Annotated in this window: 18 protein-coding genes and 2 tRNA genes; 10 read left to right on the top strand and 10 right to left on the bottom strand. The window is 43.3% G+C overall.

The genetic code is table 11. The features are described from left to right. The first annotated feature begins 188 nt into the window (after window positions 1-188). Window positions 189-1523: a serine hydrolase gene (locus AACV78_RS04120; protein WP_194008216.1), complete on the top strand. Its 1335-nt coding sequence runs from the start codon at window positions 189-191 to the stop codon at window positions 1521-1523. Window positions 1524-1729: 206 nt separating this feature from the next. Here AACV78_RS04120 and AACV78_RS04115 read toward each other — a convergent pair whose 3' ends face one another. Further along, window positions 1730-2101, bottom strand: a complete 372-nt coding sequence (locus AACV78_RS04115; RefSeq protein ID WP_194008217.1) for a DUF4342 domain-containing protein — start codon at window positions 2099-2101, stop codon at window positions 1730-1732. A gap of 346 nt (window positions 2102-2447) precedes the next feature. Beyond that, window positions 2448-3923, bottom strand: a complete 1476-nt coding sequence (glgA, locus tag AACV78_RS04110) for a glycogen synthase GlgA (RefSeq protein ID WP_194008218.1) — start codon at window positions 3921-3923, stop codon at window positions 2448-2450. 533 nt (window positions 3924-4456) lie between these two features. Between glgA and AACV78_RS04105 the strand changes: the two genes are divergently transcribed. Continuing rightward, on the top strand, window positions 4457-5953 hold the full coding sequence (locus tag AACV78_RS04105; protein WP_194008219.1) for a glycosyl hydrolase family 57: 1497 nt from the start codon (window positions 4457-4459) through the stop codon (window positions 5951-5953). Between the two features lie 150 nt (window positions 5954-6103). Here the strand turns inward: AACV78_RS04105 and AACV78_RS04100 are convergent, their stop codons facing one another. Continuing rightward, window positions 6104-6325: a hypothetical protein gene (locus tag AACV78_RS04100; protein ID WP_194008220.1), complete on the bottom strand. Its 222-nt coding sequence runs from the start codon at window positions 6323-6325 to the stop codon at window positions 6104-6106. A gap of 117 nt (window positions 6326-6442) precedes the next feature. Between AACV78_RS04100 and AACV78_RS04095 the strand changes: the two genes are divergently transcribed. Continuing rightward, window positions 6443-7813, top strand: a complete 1371-nt coding sequence (locus AACV78_RS04095; RefSeq protein ID WP_194008221.1) for an NACHT C-terminal helical domain 2-containing protein — start codon at window positions 6443-6445, stop codon at window positions 7811-7813. 74 nt (window positions 7814-7887) lie between these two features. On the opposite strand, the gene AACV78_RS04090 is transcribed toward AACV78_RS04095, so the two are convergent. Together AACV78_RS04090 and AACV78_RS04085 are read right to left on the bottom strand one after the other, a co-directional pair. Continuing rightward, on the bottom strand, window positions 7888-8187 hold the full coding sequence (locus AACV78_RS04090) for a hypothetical protein (protein ID WP_194008222.1): 300 nt from the start codon (window positions 8185-8187) through the stop codon (window positions 7888-7890). A gap of 49 nt (window positions 8188-8236) precedes the next feature. Then, window positions 8237-8848 carry a DNA-3-methyladenine glycosylase gene (locus AACV78_RS04085; protein WP_194008248.1) on the bottom strand — a complete coding sequence of 204 codons (612 nt, stop codon included), beginning with the start codon at window positions 8846-8848 and terminating at the stop codon, window positions 8237-8239. A 21-nt stretch (window positions 8849-8869) separates the two neighbouring features. Here AACV78_RS04085 and AACV78_RS04080 point away from each other — a divergent pair, with 21 nt between their 5' ends. Further along, a complete protein-coding gene (locus AACV78_RS04080) occupies window positions 8870-8992 on the top strand; it encodes a hypothetical protein (RefSeq protein ID WP_096830678.1) in 123 nt (40 codons plus the stop codon). A 420-nt stretch (window positions 8993-9412) separates the two neighbouring features. On the opposite strand, the gene AACV78_RS04075 is transcribed toward AACV78_RS04080, so the two are convergent. Both AACV78_RS04075 and AACV78_RS04070 read right to left on the bottom strand, forming a co-directional pair. Further along, window positions 9413-9931 (bottom strand): pentapeptide repeat-containing protein, encoded by a 519-nt coding sequence (locus AACV78_RS04075; RefSeq protein WP_194008223.1) that lies wholly within the window; start codon window positions 9929-9931, stop codon window positions 9413-9415. A gap of 101 nt (window positions 9932-10032) precedes the next feature. Then, window positions 10033-10191, bottom strand: a complete 159-nt coding sequence (locus AACV78_RS04070) for a hypothetical protein (RefSeq protein ID WP_194008224.1) — start codon at window positions 10189-10191, stop codon at window positions 10033-10035. 251 nt (window positions 10192-10442) lie between these two features. On the opposite strand from AACV78_RS04070, the gene AACV78_RS04065 reads away from it, so the two are divergent. Both AACV78_RS04065 and AACV78_RS04060 read left to right on the top strand, forming a co-directional pair. Beyond that, on the top strand, window positions 10443-10946 hold the full coding sequence (locus AACV78_RS04065) for a hypothetical protein (RefSeq protein WP_194008225.1): 504 nt from the start codon (window positions 10443-10445) through the stop codon (window positions 10944-10946). A 101-nt stretch (window positions 10947-11047) separates the two neighbouring features. Next, complete coding sequence (locus AACV78_RS04060) at window positions 11048-11362, top strand: translation initiation factor (RefSeq protein ID WP_194008226.1); 315 nt, start codon at window positions 11048-11050, stop codon at window positions 11360-11362. Window positions 11363-11454: 92 nt separating this feature from the next. On the opposite strand, the gene AACV78_RS04055 is transcribed toward AACV78_RS04060, so the two are convergent. Both AACV78_RS04055 and AACV78_RS04050 read right to left on the bottom strand, forming a co-directional pair. After that, window positions 11455-11539 (bottom strand) — tRNA-Ser (locus AACV78_RS04055). Window positions 11540-11587: 48 nt separating this feature from the next. Then, a tRNA-Arg gene (locus AACV78_RS04050) sits at window positions 11588-11660 on the bottom strand. Between the two features lie 354 nt (window positions 11661-12014). On the opposite strand from AACV78_RS04050, the gene AACV78_RS04045 reads away from it, so the two are divergent. The 4 genes from AACV78_RS04045 (at window position 12015) to AACV78_RS04030 (ending at window position 19567) form a co-directional block, all read left to right on the top strand. Beyond that, window positions 12015-14870 carry a hybrid sensor histidine kinase/response regulator gene (locus AACV78_RS04045; RefSeq protein WP_194008227.1) on the top strand — a complete coding sequence of 952 codons (2856 nt, stop codon included), beginning with the start codon at window positions 12015-12017 and terminating at the stop codon, window positions 14868-14870. Further along, window positions 14863-16299, top strand: coding sequence for a hybrid sensor histidine kinase/response regulator (locus AACV78_RS04040; RefSeq protein ID WP_194008228.1), 1437 nt, complete (start codon window positions 14863-14865; stop codon window positions 16297-16299). Before AACV78_RS04045 ends, AACV78_RS04040 begins: the two co-directional genes overlap by 8 nt. A 269-nt stretch (window positions 16300-16568) precedes the next feature. Further along, window positions 16569-16964, top strand: a complete 396-nt coding sequence (locus AACV78_RS04035) for a response regulator (RefSeq protein WP_194008229.1) — start codon at window positions 16569-16571, stop codon at window positions 16962-16964. After that, on the top strand, window positions 16961-19567 hold the full coding sequence (locus tag AACV78_RS04030) for a PAS domain S-box protein (protein WP_194008230.1): 2607 nt from the start codon (window positions 16961-16963) through the stop codon (window positions 19565-19567). The genes AACV78_RS04035 and AACV78_RS04030 overlap by 4 nt, the downstream gene beginning before the upstream one ends. Window positions 19568-19848: 281 nt before the next feature. On the opposite strand, the gene AACV78_RS04025 is transcribed toward AACV78_RS04030, so the two are convergent. Then, entirely contained in the window at window positions 19849-20937 is a 1089-nt protein-coding gene (locus AACV78_RS04025; RefSeq protein WP_194008231.1) for a response regulator, read from the bottom strand. Window positions 20938-21058: the final 121 nt, after the last annotated feature.

Below are 21058 nucleotides of genomic sequence, written 5' to 3'. Positions count from 1 at the left end.
ATTGTTTTCGATTTTTGTCAAAATGTCTGTTCAGTTCGGGCAAGGGAATATTCTAAAACAAAATAATAAACTTTACGGTTGCGGGCAAGAGTTGACTGTATGATGCTAGGTGGTTTGCGTCGAAAGCGGTTGAGAACGCTGTTCTGGCCGTTGTTTCGTTGCAGCCGTTCAACTCTTTCTCTTTAAATATGACTCCAAAACTGCGATGGCTGTTGCCTTCTTTAATTAGTGTTTTGTCGATCGCCCTGCCTGTCAAAGCTGATACACTAACATCGTGGCACTTCGATGCCAGCCAAAATCAACTAAACTTAACCACGGATTCAGGCGTTCAACCCCAAGTTCAACTTATTGCCAATCCCACCCGTTTAGTAATTGATTTACCGGGAATTGTCTTGGAATATCCCGAAACTCCTCAAAGCTACAACTCAGCTATTCAACAAATTAGAATCGGGCAATTCGATCGCGAAACTACCAGATTAGTGATACAATTAACTCCCGGCTATCAGTTAGATCCGCAAAAAGTCCGAGTTATTAGAGAATCTGCAACCCGCTGGTCGTTTCAGTTGCCCAATCCAGAGCAAATCTCCGGCAACGAGTCTTTTCCACCAACAGCTATTACCCAGGTAGAACAAAAACCACGTCAAGTTTCGCCTACTGTTGCTTCAGGAATTGAGAGAAACTATGGCGCTGATTTGGAAATGCGAACGGGTTTGGAAATGAGCGCAATTAAGCCTCAGATTGAAAGTGCGATCGCCCAATACAGATCCCTGAGTGCCGGAATGTTTTTTCTGGATTTAGATACAGGAGAATATTTGGATATCAAAGGCGATCGAGTATTTCCGGCGGCGAGTACAATTAAATTGCCAATTCTAATTGCATTTTATCAAGATGTAGACGCGGGCAAAGTTAGCCTGGACGAAACATTAATTATGAAATCGGACTTAGTGGCCAGCGGTTCTGGAACCATGCAGGACGAACCAGATAACACTCGGTTTAGCATCAGAGAAACCGTAGATAAAATGATTACGATCAGCGATAATACAGCCACCAACATGATTATCGAACGTTTGGGCGGGATCGCTAAACTCAACGAACGTTTTCGCAGTTGGGGATTAACTGATACGAGAATTCGCAACTGGTTGGGCGATTTTCAAGGAACAAATACCACAAGTTCTGTGGATATGGTAAAGTTGCTAGCAATGCTGTCTCGCGAGAAATTAGTTTCGGAATCGAGTCGAGAACAGGCTTTAGAATTATTGCGGCGTACAACAACTAGAACGCTGTTGCCTTCTGGTTTGGGGGCGGGAGCAGTAATTGCTGACAAAACTGGAGATATTGGTTTTGTGGTGGGCGATGCGGGGATTATTGATATGCCCAATGGCAAGCGTTATTTAGCAGCAATTTTTGTAAAACGTCCTTACAATGACCCGATTGTCAGAGATTTTGTACGTCGAATTTCGCGAATTGTTTACAATTATTTAGATCAGCCTGCGGCGAAATTACCCGATAATTTGCCTCGATAGGGCAATTGGGCGATGCAAATCGCTACGAAACAAACAAAGTCCGCGAAGGCGGACTTTAACAGAAGATTTTTAATCACAAATACCAAATCCGGGTAACATAGTCCTTTGATAATTCGGCGGTTGAAACCGCCAGAAAGTCAAACAACGTCGGCCCCAAGGCCGACTGGTTCATCAAGGGTATCCAAGACCCGGATTTTGTATGATGACTATTCTGGGCGCTCAACAGTTACAGTCAAATGAGCCACAACCGCCCCAACTGCGCCAAGTGCAGCAGCAATTGGAAAGACTACACTTCCTGCAACGCCGCCTACCAATCCCGCCATCAGCGGAATGTCTGCCAAAGTCCGCCCTTGCGAGTTTTTGATGACGAGGCGGCGGAGTTTTCCTTGCTGAATTAGTTCTTTGACTTTACCAATTAAACTGTCAGCGCTAATCTTAAACTCTTCTACTCTGACTTTTTCTTCGGTTGCAAATTCTGAAGCGAATAAAGGTGTTTCAACCGTTGGGTTTGCTGCATTGCCTGCCGCTACTGTTTCGTCTTGCAGAATAGTTGCTTGTTGTTCTAGTTGTGAATTCATTTTTTGTAGGGCGGGCGAACACCAGCCGTTTAATTTCTATACTTCTATCTTGTACGATCGCACTTGAGTACGACAGGCAAGAAAACCCTACAATCTGCATTCGTACTTTCCACCCCCGCATTTTTACTCAAAACATTATCTCTGTCTGGATAGATATATCAGTTGACAGTTGACAGTTGACAGTTGACAGTTGGCAGTTGGCAGTTGGCAGTTGACAGTCAACAGTTAACAGTTAACAGTTAACAGTTAACAGTCAACAGCTAACAATTCCCTAATAACTACTGACTACTGACTACTGACTACTGACTACTGACTACTAACTACTGACTACTGACTACTGACTAATTCATTTGTGTCGAATTAGCTCGTAAATTTCCACATAGTCTTTGGCTGGATATTTCCACGAATTATCGCAATTCATGCCTTGAATTACCAGTTTTTCAAATTCATCATGATAGTCATACCACAATCCGATCGCCCGATCGATCGCCGACTCTAAAGCGTAGTAGTCGCTTTGGTAAAACACGTAACCGTTGCGCTCTTCGGGGGGGTGGCTGGTGCCGTAATCGCGATCGAACACCGTATTCACCAAACCGCCCACACCCCGCACCACAGGAACAGTACCGTACCTCAACCCGATCATCTGAGTCAGCCCGCAGGGCTCGTAATTGCTCGGCACCACGATCATATCCGCACCCGCGTAAATTAAGTGCGACAGTTCCTCATTAAAACCAAGTTCCAAGTGGCAGTCTGGATTGTCGTTTAAAAACCATTTCTCGTGCTGAAAATGAGCGTTAATTCCTGCTTCCGTCGCCGAACCCAAAAGCACGAATTGCGCGCCTTTACTCAGAGAATAATAAATTGCGTGGTGGACGAGGTGAACGCCTTTTTGATCGTCCAAACGACCGATAAAGGTAATCATAGGTTTGTCAGCATCGCGCAATAAAAGCCGATCGCGCAAAGCCTTTTTAGTTTTGGCTTTTCCTGCCAGATCCTTGGCAGTGTAGTGCTGCGGAATATAGCGATCGCTCTCAGGATTCCATACATCATAATCGATGCCGTTGAGCACCCCGCGAAACTTATCTTGATACAAATGCAAAGTATGGCCCAAACCGTAGCCGAACTCGCCGACGTGAGCTTCCCAAGCGTGGTGCGGCGAAACCGTGGTAACAAAGTTTGAGTAGACAATGCCCCCTTTCATAAAGTTAAGGGCAAAGGGGTTAAAATTATCTCGGAGGCGATCGTACTGAAAATAATAATCATCTCGATTCAAACCCGTTGCTTGCAAAACATCGCTACCGCCCATACCTTGATGTTTGAAATTGTGAATGGTATAGCAGACTCGCTGATTTTCCATCCAATTGTATTTGTAAACTTCAAACAGCATGACTGGAACCAAACCAGTTTGCCAATCGTGACAGTGAATCACATCCGGGCGCTTGTTGCTTCTGAGCAAAAATTCCAAAGCAGCTTTGCTGAAAAATGCAAACCGCATATTGTCATCATTGCAACCGTAATAACAGCCGCGGTTAAAAAAGTTATCTTGCGATCGAGGTTCGATGAAAAAACACAACACCCCGTGCACCCAGCCGCAGTAGACATCGCAAAGAATTTCGCCGCCGTACCAGGGCACGGCCAAATCCCGATAGGCCTCATGCAGCCCCCAAATGTGGTCGTACCTCATGCAGTCGTACTTGGGCAGAATAATCTCGACGCAGTGGCCGGAATTCTGCAATTCTCGACTCAAACCGTAAACTACGTCGCCCAAACCCCCAGCTTTGATGACGGGGGCGCACTCTGAGGCAATTTGTACGATGTACATTTTTTTTGCTTACTCCTAGATTGAATCCAAAAATATTTTCTTAACTTGACAAAGTATATGATTTCTAGGCAAATAAGCAAGTCGGCCATTGGGAATACAATTAAAATACTTAGAATACAGGTAGGGACAGGGCGCAGTACCGTCTCTGGCTGCTGTTGAGCCAACTCGCCCTTTGTATCCTGTTGTTCCGAAGATCGATCGCACAACTTTCTCAAACCTTCTTGAACTCATCTCTTTCTCTGTCTTCACTTCCTTTGCTATTAGTCCTGCACGGACTCTTTGGTCATAAACCGGATTTGATGGACGAAAATTATTCGGTTTAACCCGCAGTAAGGATAAAAAAACAGTTTCTTTGGTATTGGTGCGTCCCGGATTTGCCGTGCAAGCAGTTAGTTGAAAAATAAATCTAATTCACAAAAGAAAGAGAATTGCTATATATTTTATTTTTGGCAGACATCCTCTGCTACTATTAAATTATCTAGCTATTTTAGGAATAGCAGACAATGCCGCTCCACAATTCTTGAGAAAAATTTATGTCTGCGATCGCCCAATCTCCCAACCTACCAATTTTAAACGAAATTAACTCAGGCTTACCCAATATCTGCGGTTTTGAAGCAGAAATCAGTGCCGCAGCCAACAGCAACGAACCAGTCTTTCTACCTACCACAAATCTGCGCCTCGAAAATATTCAAGCCGGATTTGCCTGCGCCCTGCATATGCACCAACCCACAATTCCAGCCGGTGCAAACGGCGAACTAATCTGCAATTTGCAGAATATGTTTGAAAATCCTAACCAAGGAGACAATCACAACGCCGGAGTCTTTGCTTGGTGTTATTCCCGCATGGGCGAATTCATTCCCCAACTAATTGCCGAAGGCTGCAACCCGCGAATTATGCTCGATTATTCCGGCAATTTATTGTGGGGATTGCGCCAAATGGGACGCGATGATGTCCTCAACAATCTCAAGCGGATTACCTGCGAAGCTCAATACCAACCTTACGTAGAATGGCTGGGGACAATGTGGAGTCACGCCGTTATTCCCTCAACTCCCATTCCCGACATTAAACTCCAAATACAAGCATGGCAACATCATTTTGCATCCATTTTTGGCATTGATGCCCTCAAGCGCGTCAAAGGTTTTTCACCCCCAGAAATGCACTTTCCCAATCACCCAGATACGCTTTACGAATACATCAAAGCTTTGAAAGAATGCGGCTACCGCTGGCTGATGGTGCAGGAACATTCTGTAGAAAATCTCGACGGTTCGGGATTGTCTCAAGACCAAAAATACATTCCCAACCGTTTGCAAGCCCGCAATTCTCGCGGCGAAACCATCAGCATTACGGCTTTGATTAAAACCCAAGGTTCCGATACAAAGTTGGTCGGTCAAATGCAGCCGTATTACGAAGCTAAAGTCCGCCGAAAACAGCAAATTGGCAATGTCACAGTTCCTTCTTTAGTCACTCAGATTGCTGATGGCGAAAATGGCGGCGTGATGATGAATGAATTTCCCAGTGCTTTTATGAAAGCTTGGCACGAAAACCGCGAAGATGGCGGCGGAAAATCCGGTGTTGTCGGTTTAAATGGGACTGAATATTTGGAGATAATTGAGGCGGCGGGTGTTAATCCTGATGATTATCCGATTTGTCAGGGAGTCAACCAGCACAAAATCTGGCAGTTAGTCGATGCTGATAGTGCGACGCCGGAAAAGGTCGAAAGTGCGATCGCCCAACTCAAGCAAACCGACCATAATTTTCATATGGATGGTGCCTCTTGGACTAACGATTTAAGTTGGGTGAAAGGCTACGAAAACGTCTTGGAACCGATGAATCAACTCAGCGCAGCATTTCACCAAAAGTACGATCGGCTGGTGCAGCAAGATGCCGCCGTTACCAAGCAGTTTGAATATCAACAAGCTTTGCTTTACAATTTGTTGGTGCAAACAAGCTGTTTCCGCTATTGGGGACAGGGAACTTGGACTGATTACGCGCGGGAACTTTACAACCGCGGCGCTGCTTTAATGAAATAGGAAAAGTTGGTAATTGCGATCGGGCAAATAGCTTGGATCAATTATTAGCGTTCGTATTTATGCAGGAACACTATATGTAGTGTGCCTGCATAAGTCCTGTGTAGAGTGAGGCTAGCAAGATGCACACCCCACTAGATGACGCGAGTTTCGTTAAACCTTGGTCAGGAGTTCGTAAATAGCTGTTTTTGTTTTCGTCGATTTGACGACTCCAGCATCCTGAATATACTGCAAGAGACCTAGGGCTTCTTCAAGTTTCTTGGTAGCATCAATAACAACTGGATGGCGAGACACCTTGAGGTCTTTGATCAAGGTAGAGATAGGCTTGTCTATGCAAAGAGACAGTTGTTGGTAGTTGGATTGCTGTTTCGTCATATCTTTTAGATTTTTGAATCTGTACATCTATAGCTTTGCACTCCCATAGCTGGTCGGTTCCAAACAAAGGTTAGGAAGTTTGTTAGGATTATCTGTTAGGGACTCGATCGTGTGGTAATGATGGTACGCACTCCAGATTCATCCGAAGACTTATTTGCCGCAGCCGCAACTAATTGGGATCTGCAAAAGTTATACAAAGACTTAGCCGTTGCCAAGCGAGAGTTTGCGCTTCACATGACACGGGGACTCACAGACACAGAAAAGAAACATCTGCGTGGATTACTTTGTGGTTATAGTCCTGCTGAAATGGCTGAAAAGCTATATAAAAATTCTAGAGGAGTGGAAGCTGACCTGTGTAAGACAATATATCGGTATGTTGAACAACTGACCAAACAACCACTCAATACGCTAAAAAATTGGCGGGATATTCCTCAATGGTTAGAACAAAATGGATACAAAATACAGGTATTTGATGCCGTTGATGGTAAAAAAGCGATCGCATCCTCTCTTTCAGATCATTTAGCTGATATTGAACTTGTGTCTGACTTATTGGTTAAAAAAACCTGGAAAAAATCCTCTTTTTCTCATCAAAATTTTCCACCACAGTATTTGAGTCCCGAGGAATTGGTAAGCTCTCAACAGGGTTGTCAGCAACTCGTCGTTCACATAACTGAAGCACGTTGGCGAGAAATATTTTTGCAGGCTGTTGAGATGTTGTCCCCAGCAGATAGCTTATTGCAACTAATTAAGCAACAAGTTGATATGCTCATGGCTACTGATAAAAAACTCCAGGAATTTCTCAGGTGGGTAAGTAAGAAATCGAATTCAGTTAATGTTTCTTACAAACCAGCAGCCGTTCGTCTTTTTTACCTTACCCGCGCTCGCGCTATTGCTATCGCCAGTGACCCAGACTGTGCTGGCAGCGCTATTGGTAGCCTTATTGAGGTTACTACCATTAACACTATTGCCACTGGCTTAGATATTGATATCAACACCACAACTGACATAGATATTGCTATCGACTATATAAGTGCTCTTGCTATTAGTAGAACAATTGCTACCTCTACAGCAATTAATATTTATATTCCTGATGTTATCTTCAATGCTATCACTATAACTCTCGACGATATCCTTAAAGAAAATACTAATTCTGAGTTTAAGGAAAAAATTGAACAATTGAAAAATTATTTGCCTATTTCAAATAGAGATACATTTAAGCAATGGTGGCTAAATAATGGTTTAGAGTGGACTAAAAACTTAAGAAATGTGATAATTAATTATCGTGATATAGGTCAGGATTGGCAGTTCACAGAAGCGCAAAAAAAATTGCTTGTTCAGTATTATCAGGCTAATAAATTTTTGATGGAATGCCTAAACAGTGGTTGTAACGTCTCGCCTGAAGTCCGATCGCACATCGAAGATAACCTATTTTTACCCCTTGATTCCTCGCTCAGCTATAAAAAACAGGGGAAAAGATGCTCAAGCTGAACGGGATTGTCACTCCGTCAGAGTTGAGTCTCAATTTCCCCATGCCCGATGCCCAATTCCCCATTCCCAAAATCTTACATTTCCTGCATCAGCCGCAAATAGTTTTGCCGCATCTGCGTCATATTTTCCATCATTCGATTAGCCATATCTTTCTCAACATCGCTCATTTGCTGCCAAAATAAGGCCGATCGCCTCGCCATGATGGCTTCTTCCCACAAAATCTCCAAAAGTTGCGCCGCCATAGGGTTTTCAGCATCGATAATCGCGCACAATTGCTCGAAGGCTCGGTTTGCTTCGCTGTGAGTGTTGACATCCTGAACCAGGCTTAGGCATTTTTTGAGTTGTACGATCGGATTTTCAGAAGAGTAAGCCATAATTTCACTAAGATAAGCGACAAAATTTACACTGATACCTTTGACATTACTAGAGTTTTGACACAGCCGTAGAGTTCCCTACATACCATCGCCAAGGTAAATCAATTCCTTGAGAAATCCCGATCCGCGTAGTTTGCACAAAATTTATTGTACCCTCCTCCACGGCTTGCTGAAATTGCTCGCTCCGGTGTTCCAACCGCAGCGGGTGGCCTGCATCTAAGGGAGAACCGCTGAAAGTTCGATCGATCTCCAGCACTTTACACAGTTTCCCAGGCCCGGCGGCGAGGCGCGATCGCTTTTTTTCGGGAATTCCAGCGAAACCCTTGGGAAGCGCATCTAGCTGCAAAGCTCGAATCAGCACACCGCTAGCAACCCCCTCTGCATCCGTCACCACGTTAAAACAGTGATACATCCCGTAGATTAAGTAAACGTAGCAGATACCCGCAGGCCCGAACATCGCCTGATTGCGAGGAGTGCGCTGGCGGTAAGCGTGACAAGCAGGATCTCCCGGGCCGTAAGCTTCGGTTTCGACAATAATTCCTCGAATTTCTTCGCCATCAGGAAATTGTCGCACCAAAGCACAGCCCAGCAAATCTGGCGCTACGCCCGTAGACGGGCGCGCCAGCCAAAAATCTTCTACAATCTGAGTATTTTCGCTCACTAAATCAGGAGACACTCAATTATGGACGTTAAGTTAGTTTTAGCAGTCTTGACAGCAGTTTTCACCGTTTGCTGTTTGTTCTTCGGTACAAAAAACGGATTCTACGATAGCGACAAGTATCACGGTAACGGTTCTGCTCACTAATTTTAGGCGACTGTTAGTTGTTTAAAAAAAAAACCGCTGTCTGTTATTGAGACGGCGGTTTTTTTTGATGAACCACAGAGGCCGCAGAGGACGCAGAGATTGATGAGAAAACACAGAACTCAAAGATTGACAAGAATTTCACAAATGATTGTGGGGCTGATGTCTGTTATTGAGACGGCGGTTTTTTTTTGATGAACCACAGAGGCCGCAGAGGACACAGAGATTGAGAAAACACAGAGTTCAAAGATTGACAAGTATTTCACAAATGATTGTGGGGCTGATGTCTGTTATTGAGATGGCGGTTTTTTTTTGATGAACCACAGAGGCCGCAGAGGACGCAGAGATTGAGAAAACAGAGAACTCAAAGATTGACAAGAATTTCACAAATGATTGTGGGGCTGATTGCTATGTTTGCTTTGATTAAGGGTGAATGCTGCCGTCGGGCATTTTTGTTCCCTGCAATTTAGTGTTCTCGAAGTCGGCGCATCCCGGCAGATTTAAACGAATTGTAGCTCCTCGGTCTGTTGATTTCATGTTCAAACCAACTGCGGCATTTTCTGGGTTATTTTTTTCGGGAACAGCACTGATCTTAAAATCCATATTTGCTGCTTGACCATTAGTATCAAGATTGAAACTTATGCCGCTACAGCCTAAATCTGCTCCGGTGAGGTTGGCTTTATTCAAGTTAGCATTTTTGAGGTTGGCATTCGCCAATTTTGCTCCTGATAAGTTAGCACCTTCTAGGTTTGCTCCCTGCAAGTTAAATCCTTGCAAGTCCATTGCTTTCAAGTTGACATTGCTGAGATTGCATTCGGGACACTGTTTGGTTTCGAGCAATTGCTTGACTAGGTTTTGTTGCTTAAAATCAGGTATGTATTTGGTCGCAGCTAATAAAACTGCGAGCGACAATCCAACGGTAACTATATTTTTGGTTTTCATAAAAACTCATAAAAGCTGCGGCGGCTTTCTATCGCGGTTAATTATTAATACAAGAGTGCGATCGACATCTCCAGAATTTCTACAAAAAAATTGCCTCGATATCAGACAAGCTCGGAGGTACAATTAAACACTGCGGGAGTGATAAATCTCGCTTCTTTTCCTTCGCCAGTGCTGCTTTGGGTTTCCGGCTCGCCTCCGTCGGCTTCACTGGGCTCGCTTTCTGCCCGCAAACGGATTTTTTTTGAGCAGAGGGGGTGCATTTGCATATACCTGCGGACTGAAATCAAAGAAACTTTATTTATATCCCTGGAGTGAGCCGATCTTAGACAGATGTAAAGATGATTAAACAGAAAGGAAATACTTTACCTGCGCTGTTGGAAGTTCTCGGCAACTAATTTTGGCAAAATTGCTGCGATCGATGAATTTACTTAAAAAACCGTTGCCAGCAGCTCAGGTTTCCCAACCTAGCCAAAACACACCCTATCTGTAATCCCGACAATTCGGAGCGGCAATGAACACAATCAAACCCGAACCCAGAAGATCGCGCTTCATGGCTCTGCTGCTGACAACGCTACTGACATTTCCGCTTTTGAATGCTTGCGGTTCTGGCCAGCAAAGTTCCACCCCCCCGCCTCCTGTTGACGACACTCGTGCTGGAGCAGTACAAACTAATCGCGGCCAGACTCCTTTGCCACAAGCAAAAAAAGGCTTGAACAATGCTCAAAAAGTAGGGATTACTTTAGTAGGAGCAGCAGCCCTTTATTACCTTTACCGCCAGCACCAAAACAAGCAAGAACAGGGGCCGCAGGGAAAGTATTACCTTTCTAAAAACGGTCGCGTTTACTACCGCGATGCCCAGAATCGCGCTCACTGGGTAACGCCCCCGCCTGAAGGAATTACAGTTCCTGAGTCCGAGGCGGCGCGTTACCGCGAATTCCAGGGGTACAACAACCAAACTACCGGCCGAGACCTCAAAAGCTTGCCGGAAGCTACAAGTCCTGTTCCGGCACAGTAGCCTCATCATTTGAGATTGTCACTGCCGCGATTTTTAATTAAATCTGGTATTCCAAATCTGAAACACCAGTTTTTCAACCCATAAAACAGAGGAACTTTATCATGGTAGACGGATTTTTGCGTAAGTTAAAAGATGCGATCGTCGGGCCAGACAGCGAGCAAGTCGATCCTGATGCCAATTATGACGATCGCGCGAATGCCGGACAGTTCGGCAACGTGCGTCCGGCCAGCGAAGACCCCTACGGCGACCCGGCGGACAACGTAGCGGATGCCGGAATGTTCGGCAACGTGCGTCCGGCCAGCGAAGACCCCTACGGCGACCCGGCGGACAACGTAGCGGATGCCGGAATGTTCGGCAACGTGCGTCCGGCCAGCGAAGACCCCTACGGCGACCCGGCCGATGAGGAAGTTGTTTGAGTTGAATCAGTGGGCTAGAAATTTTACCTGGTAAGCAACAGCACTCCTGCGGGGGTGTTTTTTTTGGCTGTTCTTTTGCTAGTTCTCAAAAACGGAGAGGGTGGGATTTGAACCCACGGAACCTTGCGGTTCACCTGATTTCAAGTCAGGCGCATTCGACCACTCTGCCACCTCTCCGAGCGTATAATTAACCTGAAATCCTTACTCAACACAAGACATATAAAATGAGCACGGAGGGATTTGAACCCCCGACCCTCAGGACCGGAACCTGATGCTCTATCCACTGAGCTACGTGCCCTTGACTTTTGCCATCATAACACGTCTTGCCGAAAATGGCTAGTGGATCAACCAAATTCGATCGCCAGTCTCCAAACCCCTCGCTCCCTAGGGAACTCGCCCACAGAGGGCGCATCAGCCAGTTATCGAAGCCAGAGACTGCAAATTTTGCCTAAATCGTCAATAATTACGACGATAGGTAAAATAATATACTCTCATATAGCAAAGATTAGGTTCGCATTCGATCGCCGTTAAACATCTACCACACCTAATATAGCCTCCATGAATTCCCTCTAGCTCGTCGGGGATGGCGCTGCTGTCAAGACAAACTCTGCAAGGACGCTTCTAGGCTAAGTTCACCAAACCTCTAAATCTGATGATTTCTAAAATTTTAGACAAATTACCGCTGCGAACAGTTCTCATAGTTCCATTTGTACTGCAAATCGTCGGAGCAGTGGGACTCGTAGGATATTTGTCTTTTAAAAACGGACAAAAAGCTGTTAACAACCTTGCCAGTCAGTTAATGAACGAGGTGAGTTTGCGTGTCGAGCAAAACCTGCAAGTTTACCTGACAACTCCCCATCAAATCAATCAAAGCAAGCTCGATACAGTCAAGATCGGGTTTTTAAGAATGGATGATTTGTCAAAATGGGAGAAATATCTTTGGCGGCAAGTAAAACTATATCCCTATATCAATTTTACTGCCGTTGGTAACGAAAAGGGAGATTATCGCTCCGGAGAACAACTTTCTAACGGCTCCCGAACGATGAATGTGATCGAGAAATCTACTGGAGTCAATTTTTATTCTTACAATACTAATGATAGGGGCGATCGCACTACCATAGTAACAGTTATCAAGAATATTGACAGTAGACAACATTCTTCCTACAAAGTTGCCGTAAAAGAAGGCAAGCCCACATGGAGTCCGGTTTACGTTTCCTTCCTAGAACCGACATTAATTATCAGCGCTGTCCAAGCTGTATACAGCGAAAAAAATCAGCTAGAAGGAGTATTGATTGCTGCTTTGCGTATCGACTATATAGGCAGATTTCTCAACAGTCTAAAAATTGGAAAATCGGGACAAGCCTTTATTATCGATCGCCAAGGTAATTTGTTAGCAACTTCCACCACCGAAAAACCATTTCGCACTAGCGGCCAGGAAAAAAAGATATTTAAAGTAAAAGAAAGCAGTAACCCTCTTACTCAAGCTACAGCCAAATATTTAACCACACAATTTAAACAATTAAATATTAAAAAAACTGAATTATTAAAATTTGAAATAAATGGCAAGCGACAATTTTTAAAAGTCCTGCCATTCCAAGACGGCAAAGGCTTAGACTGGCTGATTGTAGTAGTAGTTCCCGAAGCAGATTTTACCGAAGAAATCGATGCCAATACCCGTCTGACGATTTTGCTTTGTTTCGCAGCTTTAGTAGTAGCTGTATCCATTGGTATTCAAACTTCTCGCTGGGTAACAAATCCTATTTTGCGCTTAAATACAGCAGCCAAAAATATTGCTAAAGGTGAATGGGACAAAACAGTAGAAAGTCAACGATCCGACGAATTGGGGGAATTAGCCCAGTCCTTTAACAGCATGGCTCAACAACTGCAACAATCTTTTGAAACTTTAGAACAGCGCGTGCGAGAGCGGACTGCTGAATTGGCTGTAGCTAAGGACAAAGCCGAAGTAGCAAATCAAGCTAAAAGCACCTTTCTGGCTAACATGAGTCACGAATTGCGATCGCCACTCAATGCAATTCTCGGCTTTTCCCAACTGATGACTCGCAGCCAAAATCTATCCCCAGAACATCAAGAAAATATTAGCATAATTAGTAGCAGCGGAGAACACCTCCTCACCCTGATTAATAACGTACTCGATTTATCTAAAATTGAATCGGGGCGCACCACCCTCAATCCCAAAAAATTCGACCTCTATCGCCTACTCCACGACTTGGAAGATATGTTTCAACTCAAAGCAGATGACAAGCACTTGCAGTTAATTTTTGACTGCAGTCCCGACGTGCCGCAATACGTAGAAAGTGACGAGTTAAAGTTGCGACAAGTCTTGATAAATCTGCTCAATAACGCTCTTAAATTTACATTAGAGGGCGGTGTGGTCATCAGAGTTAGCAAGCATTCAGCAGGCATAAACAACGGCGAAACATTAGAGTTTGACGAGCAGTTAAAAAATACAGTAACTCCTGCAAATAACAGTTATGAAAAGTCCGAATTGATTTATTCAGAATACGTAACTTATGCAGCCCAAAACAACCGTTCAGCTTCGACATCCTCATGTTTTATTCATTTTGAAGTCCAAGATAGTGGCCCTGGTATTGCGGCCAATGAATTAGACAATCTTTTTGAAGCTTTCGTGCAAACCCAATCAGGCAAAGATTCCCAAGAAGGGACAGGTTTGGGATTACCAATCAGCCGCAAATTTGTGGAATTAATGGGCGGCGAAATGAGCGTCAGTTCTGCTGTAGGGGAGGGAACTAATTTTAAGTTTGACATTCAAGTGATTGCGGTCGATGCAACTGATATTGAAAGTCAAAAGCCTACCCGCCATGTGATTGCACTCGCACCGAATCAACACCCTTATCGAATTTTAATTGTAGACGATAAACCGCTCAACCGCCAACTGTTAATCAAACTTCTTCATCCTCTAAATTTTCAACTCAAAGAAGCTACTAACGGTGAAGAAGCTATTGAGCTTTGGGACTCTTGGGAACCCCATTTAATTTGGATGGATATGAGAATGCCCGTGATGGACGGTTACGAAGCAACAAAACACATTAAAGGCACGATTAAAGGTCAAGCTACTGCTGTTATTGCGCTGACAGCGAGCGTTTTGGAGGAAGAACGGGCAGTTATTTTGTCGGCTGGCTGCGATGCTTTTATGCGGAAACCTTTCCGGGAAGCCGATATTTTTGATGCTATGCACAAACATATCGGAGTGCGCTATATTTATGAAGATCCGGGTCAAGCTAATTTATCGGCAATTCCCGAGCGCGATCGCGAAATGATTGAGGCTGATTTCGTAAAATTGCCTGAGTCGCTGGTAGCGGATTTAAAGCTCGCCATACTGAATGTAGATATGGATTTAATTGAAATATCCATCGAGCAAATTCGAGAAAAGGATACAGTAACCGCTAGTGCGATCGCCCATTGTATAGAAAATTTCGAGTACGACAAAGTTTTAAAGTTAATCTCTCAAGCAGAATCACATGAATAACAACATTCCTAGCACCGATCGCGGTAATATTTTAGTAGTTGACGACACCCCAGCTAATTTGCGGCTGCTAGCTGGAATTTTGAACGGCAAGGGCTATAAAGTCCGCCCCGTACCTAACGGTGAATTAGCGCTTTCTGCTGCAAAAGGTATGCCTCCAGATTTGATTTTATTGGATATTATGATGCCCGAAATGAACGGGTATGAAGTTTGCGAAAAAATCAAAGCAGACGAACGCACTCGCGACATTCCGGTGATTTTTATTAGCGCGATTAATGACGTACTAGACAAAGTAAAAGCCTTTGCTGTTGGAGGGGTAGACTATATTACCAAGCCATTTCAAATGGAAGAGGTTCTAGTCAGGGTAGAAACCCATTTAGCAATGTGCCACTTGCAAAAAAAACTCCAAGAGAAAAACGATCAACTGACAGTCACTTTAGACGAACTGCAAGCAACTCAGCATCAATTAGTTCAATCAGAAAAAATGGCCGCATTAGGGCAACTGATTGCCGGTATTGCTCACGAAATCAATACACCACTGGGCGCAATTCGATCGTCTATTGGCAATATTACCAACTTTTTGGATAACAATCTCGAAAGTTTACCAGTTTTTTTTAAAGAACTGTCAGCCGAACGCCAGCACGATTTTTTAAGTTTGATGTACAGTGCCCGCCAACAAAATTACTCTTTATCTACGCGAGAAAAACGGGAATTAAAAAGAGGCGTAAAGCAGCAACTAGACTCCGAACAAATTGATAATGCTGACAGTCTTGCTAACATTTTAGTAAATATTGGATTGCAGGGAAACTTGGACAAATTCTTGCCATTGCTGAAAGATCCTAAAAGCGAAAATATCATCAAAACCGCCTACGATTTTGCTAGCATTCACAGAAGCGCCAAAACCATAGCTACCGCTACAGAACGCGCTGCTAAAGTCGTATTTGCCCTGAAACATTATGCACGTTACGATGTCAATAGCGAAAAAATACAGGTGAATATTACGGATGGAATTGAAACTGTATTGACTCTTTATCAAAACCAACTCAAGCAGGGTGTGGAGACAGTCAGAAACTATCAAGCTGAATTGCCTATGGTATTTTGTTATTCCGACGAGCTCAATCAAGTTTGGACAAATTTAATTCACAATGCCTTACAAGCGATGAACAATCAAGGAACTTTAACAATAGATATCCAGCAGCAAGATACCAACGTTGTCGTAAAAATTACCGACAGCGGCAAGGGGATTACACCGGAGATTTTACCGAGAATTTTTGAGCCTTTTTTTACAACTAAACCTGCTGGAGAAGGCAGCGGGTTAGGATTGGATATCGTTGATAAAATAATTAAAAAACATCAGGGTAAAATTGATGTGAAGTCTGTGCCAGGGCAAACAGAATTTATAGTGTCTGTACCGATAAATTTAAGGGAGTAGTTGACACTCCCCAAATATCTATAGCATTTATCAAAAAGGTGAGATTTGAGATTATTCGACTTATTTCGACTGCGCTCAGTACAAGTTTTAGATTGGGGGATTGAGGAATTGAGGGAGTGAGCGATTGATTGGTCAATACTTCATATTTTGCTCTAACTACTATATGTGGGGCTAAAAATGGGCAGTCTACCCCGCAGAATGTAGAATTTAGACAACGATGTGCTTACACGTCGGGGTTCACTCAGCCAGACTAAAGGAGGAAACTAGCGATGTCTAAACCAGCAATTTTGTGTGTTGACGATGAAGTAGCGGTGTTGGAAAGTCTGGAAATTGAACTGCAACAGGCATTTAACGGTAAATATCTGTGCGAATTTGCAGAAAGTGCAGCAGAAGCGTTAGAAATTATTGAAGAGCTATGTGAAAATGAGGTTAACATTCTAGTGATTGTCTCGGATTGGTTGATGCCCGGAATGAAAGGAGATGAGTTGCTGATTGCAATTCATCACAAATATCCGCAAATCGTGACAGTTATGCTAACGGGACAAGCAGATAAAGAAGCAATCGAACGCACAAAAGCTCAAGCCAATCTTCATGCTTTCATACAAAAGCCTTGGAAAAATCAAGAATTAATTGAAGCAATTAAGTCTGGTCTAGCAAATTTATGAAAAAGCCAGTCATTATTTGTGTTGATGATGAGCAGACTATACTCGATAGTCTGGAAATAGACTTACTCAAAGCCTTTGAAGATAAATATTTAATTGAAACTGCCCAAAGTGGCGAAGAAGCTTTAGAGTTGCTATCGGAACTTTTAGCAGAACAGTATGAAGTTCCTTTGGTTATTTCCGATCATATTATGCCGAATATGAAAGGAGACGAGCTACTGAGGAGCGTTCATGCCATTTCGCCGAAAACTCTCAAAATCATGCTGACGGGGCAGGCAGATTTGGAGGCGGTAGCCAATGCTATTAACTATGCTAAGTTATACCGCTACATAGCTAAACCTTGGCAATCTGATGATTTAAAATTAACGGTCACTGAGGCGATTTATAGATATTTTCAAGACAAACAATTAGCTGAAAAGCAAATAGAACTTCAGGAGATGAATCAGGAGTTGGCAAGATTAAACCGCAAGCAGGCGATGCTGATTTCCAAACTCCACGAAAACGAAAGTCGGTTGACGCAATATCTGGAAGCAATGCCGTTGGGCGTGTGCGTGCTGGATGCTCACGGTCAATCTTTTTATGCAAATCAGAAGGCACGGGAAGTTTTTGGTAAAGGCACGGTGCCGCATATTAATTCGGAGCAGAAAGCGGCAATTTATCAATTTTATAAAGCCGGAACTAATGAGAGATGTCCTGTGGAAGAGTTGCCAATTATGCAGGCGCTGCGGGGCGAAACAGTGCGGACTGAGGGTATAGAAATTAGGACTGGAAATAAGATTATTCCGGTGGAGAGTTGGGCGACTCCTATTTATGATTCTATCGGCGATATTTGCTACGGGATTATTGCTTTTACTGATATTACGGAACGCAAGCAAGCTGAAACAGCGCTGGTGCAAGCTGAAGAGAAGTATCGCCAGATATTTGAAAATGCTCTTGAAGGTATTTTTCAGACTGCACCGGGGGGAAAATTGCTCAGCGCTAATCCTGCTCTGGCTCAAATTTACGGCTATGATTCCCCTGAAGAATTGATCGCAAGTGTTAATGATATTCAGCGGGAATTATACGTGCAACCGCACCGCCGTCAAGAGTTTTTGGCGCTGATGGAAAAGTACGGTAGCGTGTCTGAGTTTGAGTCGGAAGTTTATCGGCTAGATGGTAGTGTTATCTGGATTTCTGAGGATGCGCGCACTGTTTTTGATGCTAGCGGTGATGTGCTTTACTATCAAGGTTTTGCTGAGGATATTACTTTGCGAAGACTGGTAGATGTGGAACGACTCAAGTTTACAAATGATTTAGAAAAAGCTTTGGTAGCTCAAGAAAAGTTAAATGGAGCGCTGTTAGAAAGTGAAAATCGGCTGACTCAATTGCTGGAAGCAGTGCCGGTGGGTATATTTGTGATAGATAATGTCGGAAAACCTTGCTATATGAATTCTTGGGCTGAAAAAATATTTGGCAAAGGTTTGGTTTCTGATGTTGTTCCTAGCAATTTGTCTGCAGTTTATCAAATTTATTGTGCTGGAAGCAATGAGCTTTACCCGGACGAAATTCAACCGATTGTACGGGCGCTGCGGGGGGAAGTGGTGCACGTTGACGATGCGGAAATTCACGGCCCGGAGAAGATTGTGCCGATCGAGGTTTGGGCGACTCCAATCTACGACGAACGAAAAAACATAGTTTACGCGATCGCGGTTTTTCAAGATATCACAGAGCGCCAAGAGGTAGAAACCGAGCGGCAAAAATTCACAAACGAGCTCGAAAAAGCTTTAGCAGCGGAAGAAAATTTAACAGATGCTTACGGGCGGTTTGTGCCGCACCAATTTCTCCACTTTCTGGGATATGAAAGTATTCTGGACGTAAAATTAGGCGATCAAGTACAGAAAGAAATGTCGGTGCTGTTTTCAGATATTCGCGATTTTACTACTCTTTCTGAAACTATGAATCCTGAAGAAAATTTTCAATTTATTAATGCTTACTTGTCGCGGATGGAACCAGTAATTACTGAGAATTTTGGCTTTATTGATAAATACATTGGCGATGCGATTATGGCGCTGTTTAATGGCAGCGCAGACGATGCTGTGAAAGCTGGAATTGGTATGTTAGAACAGCTTAACGAGTATAATGTCAGCCGTCATCAACCCGATCGCCCGCCGCTGCAAATTGGCATTGGCATCAATACAGGTTCTTTGATGTTAGGTACGGTTGGCGGCCAAAGTCGGATGGACAGCACGGTGATTAGCGATGCGGTAAATTTAGCTTCCCGCGTGGAAAACTTGACGAAAGAGTATGGAGTTTCGATGTTAATTACTCACCATACTTTTATACAGTTGAACGATATTTATGATTTTAGATTGATCGATCGCGTTACAGTGAAAGGTAAATCGCAATTGGTAACAGTTTATGAAATATTCACGGGAGATCCGCCGGAGGTGCGACAAAAAAAATTAGATACAAAGACAATCTTTGAGGAAGGTTTGGTATTGTACAATAATAATAGGTTTGTCGAAGCGAGAAGATTGTTTTCGCAGTGTAAACAAATCAACCATGAGGATAAGGTAGCTAAAATTTATATGCAGCGATGTGTGAAACGGGCGATATATTCTATATAAAATTATTTAAAATTTTCGGCTGCGGTGTGAGCGCTAACGTCGAAGGATTTGAGATTGAAAAAATGAGAATGAATAAAAAAAGTTGTAACAATAATAAAGAATTTTTGCAAAAAGTCTACTGATTGCGTAAGAGTTGGGAACTATATCATGTCCTGCTGAACACCATAACAAATACGGTTACACTCATACATGATGTTAACTGTTAACTGTTAACTGTTAATTTAGTATTCCGATGAATAGAAAATTTGATATGAATCGATCGGACACGATATAATTATTTTTTAGATGGGCAGGGAAACGCAAACAATTGTTTCTTGCTGCGGTAAACTTTCTATTTTAAATCTTCCTCCGTGCAATTCTGCAAGGCGTTGAACTATGGCTAAGCCCAATCCCAAACCTGCTTGTTGGTATAGTTTGCGATCGAACTGTCTGTAAGCTTCTAGTTGTGCAATGCGATCGGGAGTCAGGCCGCGTCCTTGGTCTTTTACAGAGAGAATAAACGTCCGATCTTCGATAAAAGTGCTTAAAAAAACTGGGGTTCCTTCTACAGAAAATTTGAAGGCATTGTCGAGCAGTTCCTCAACAATTTTTGTGAGTTTTATAGAATCGATAGCGACTGACGAATCTTGCAAATTTAATTGTAAGTCGTCGGTTCTATTCACTTGTTTTGCTTGCTGCCGCGCTTTTTCAGTCAGCAAAGATTTGACGCAGCTAAATTCGCTGCTACGCATCTCTTTTAGCTGTTCGGGATTTGTGGCGGCTATTTCCAGTTCTGCATAAAGCAAAACGTTTTGAATCAGCCTGTACAAGCGATGACCGGAAGTGTTAATTTGACCGATCATTTCTAATATTTCTGCTTTTTCAAAGACTTGATATTCGGATAATATTAGCTCAGAAAAACCCAGAATGGCATTCAAAGGAGTCCGCAATTCGTGGGGAAGAGACATACTAATATTAGTCCGCAATTCGTCTAGGGTTTTTTGAGACTGCTTGCTAATGGTTTTATATTTTTCAAGTCGAATAGCAATTGCTTTTAGCAATTCTTGCGGCGTACAAGGCTTAGTAATGTAATCGTCGGCTCCTAGTTCCATGCCCGTGCGAATGTCATTTTTATCGGCTTTGGCTGTGAGGAAAATAAATGGAATTGTGGCAGTTAGGGGTTCGGAGCGCAAGGCTTTGAGGACGGCGTGACCGTCTATTTCCGGCATCATCATGTCGCACAAAATTAAATCTGGGATTTGGGCGATCGCCAATTTGATGCCGGCTCGGCCGTTGGTGGCTCCAATTCCTTGAAAATTCTCGGCTTCAAGTAAATCTAAAATATTTTCTCTAATCGATTCTTCGTCTTCTATTACCAAAATTTTTGCCACGGTCGTTACTCCTTTTAATTAATAGTTGATTAGAAAATTGTTCTTTCAGAACCTTGACAATTTTGTGATTTTTTGCTAAAATTTAGGTGATTGGTTGATCTTTATAGTTAAGCATTAAGTG

The organism is Tychonema sp. LEGE 07196, assembly GCF_963890365.1.
Classification (GTDB): Bacteria; Cyanobacteriota; Cyanobacteriia; order Cyanobacteriales; family Microcoleaceae; genus Microcoleus.
Note: the sequence above shows the minus strand (reverse complement) of the source record. Positions and strands in the feature narration are given on the sequence as shown.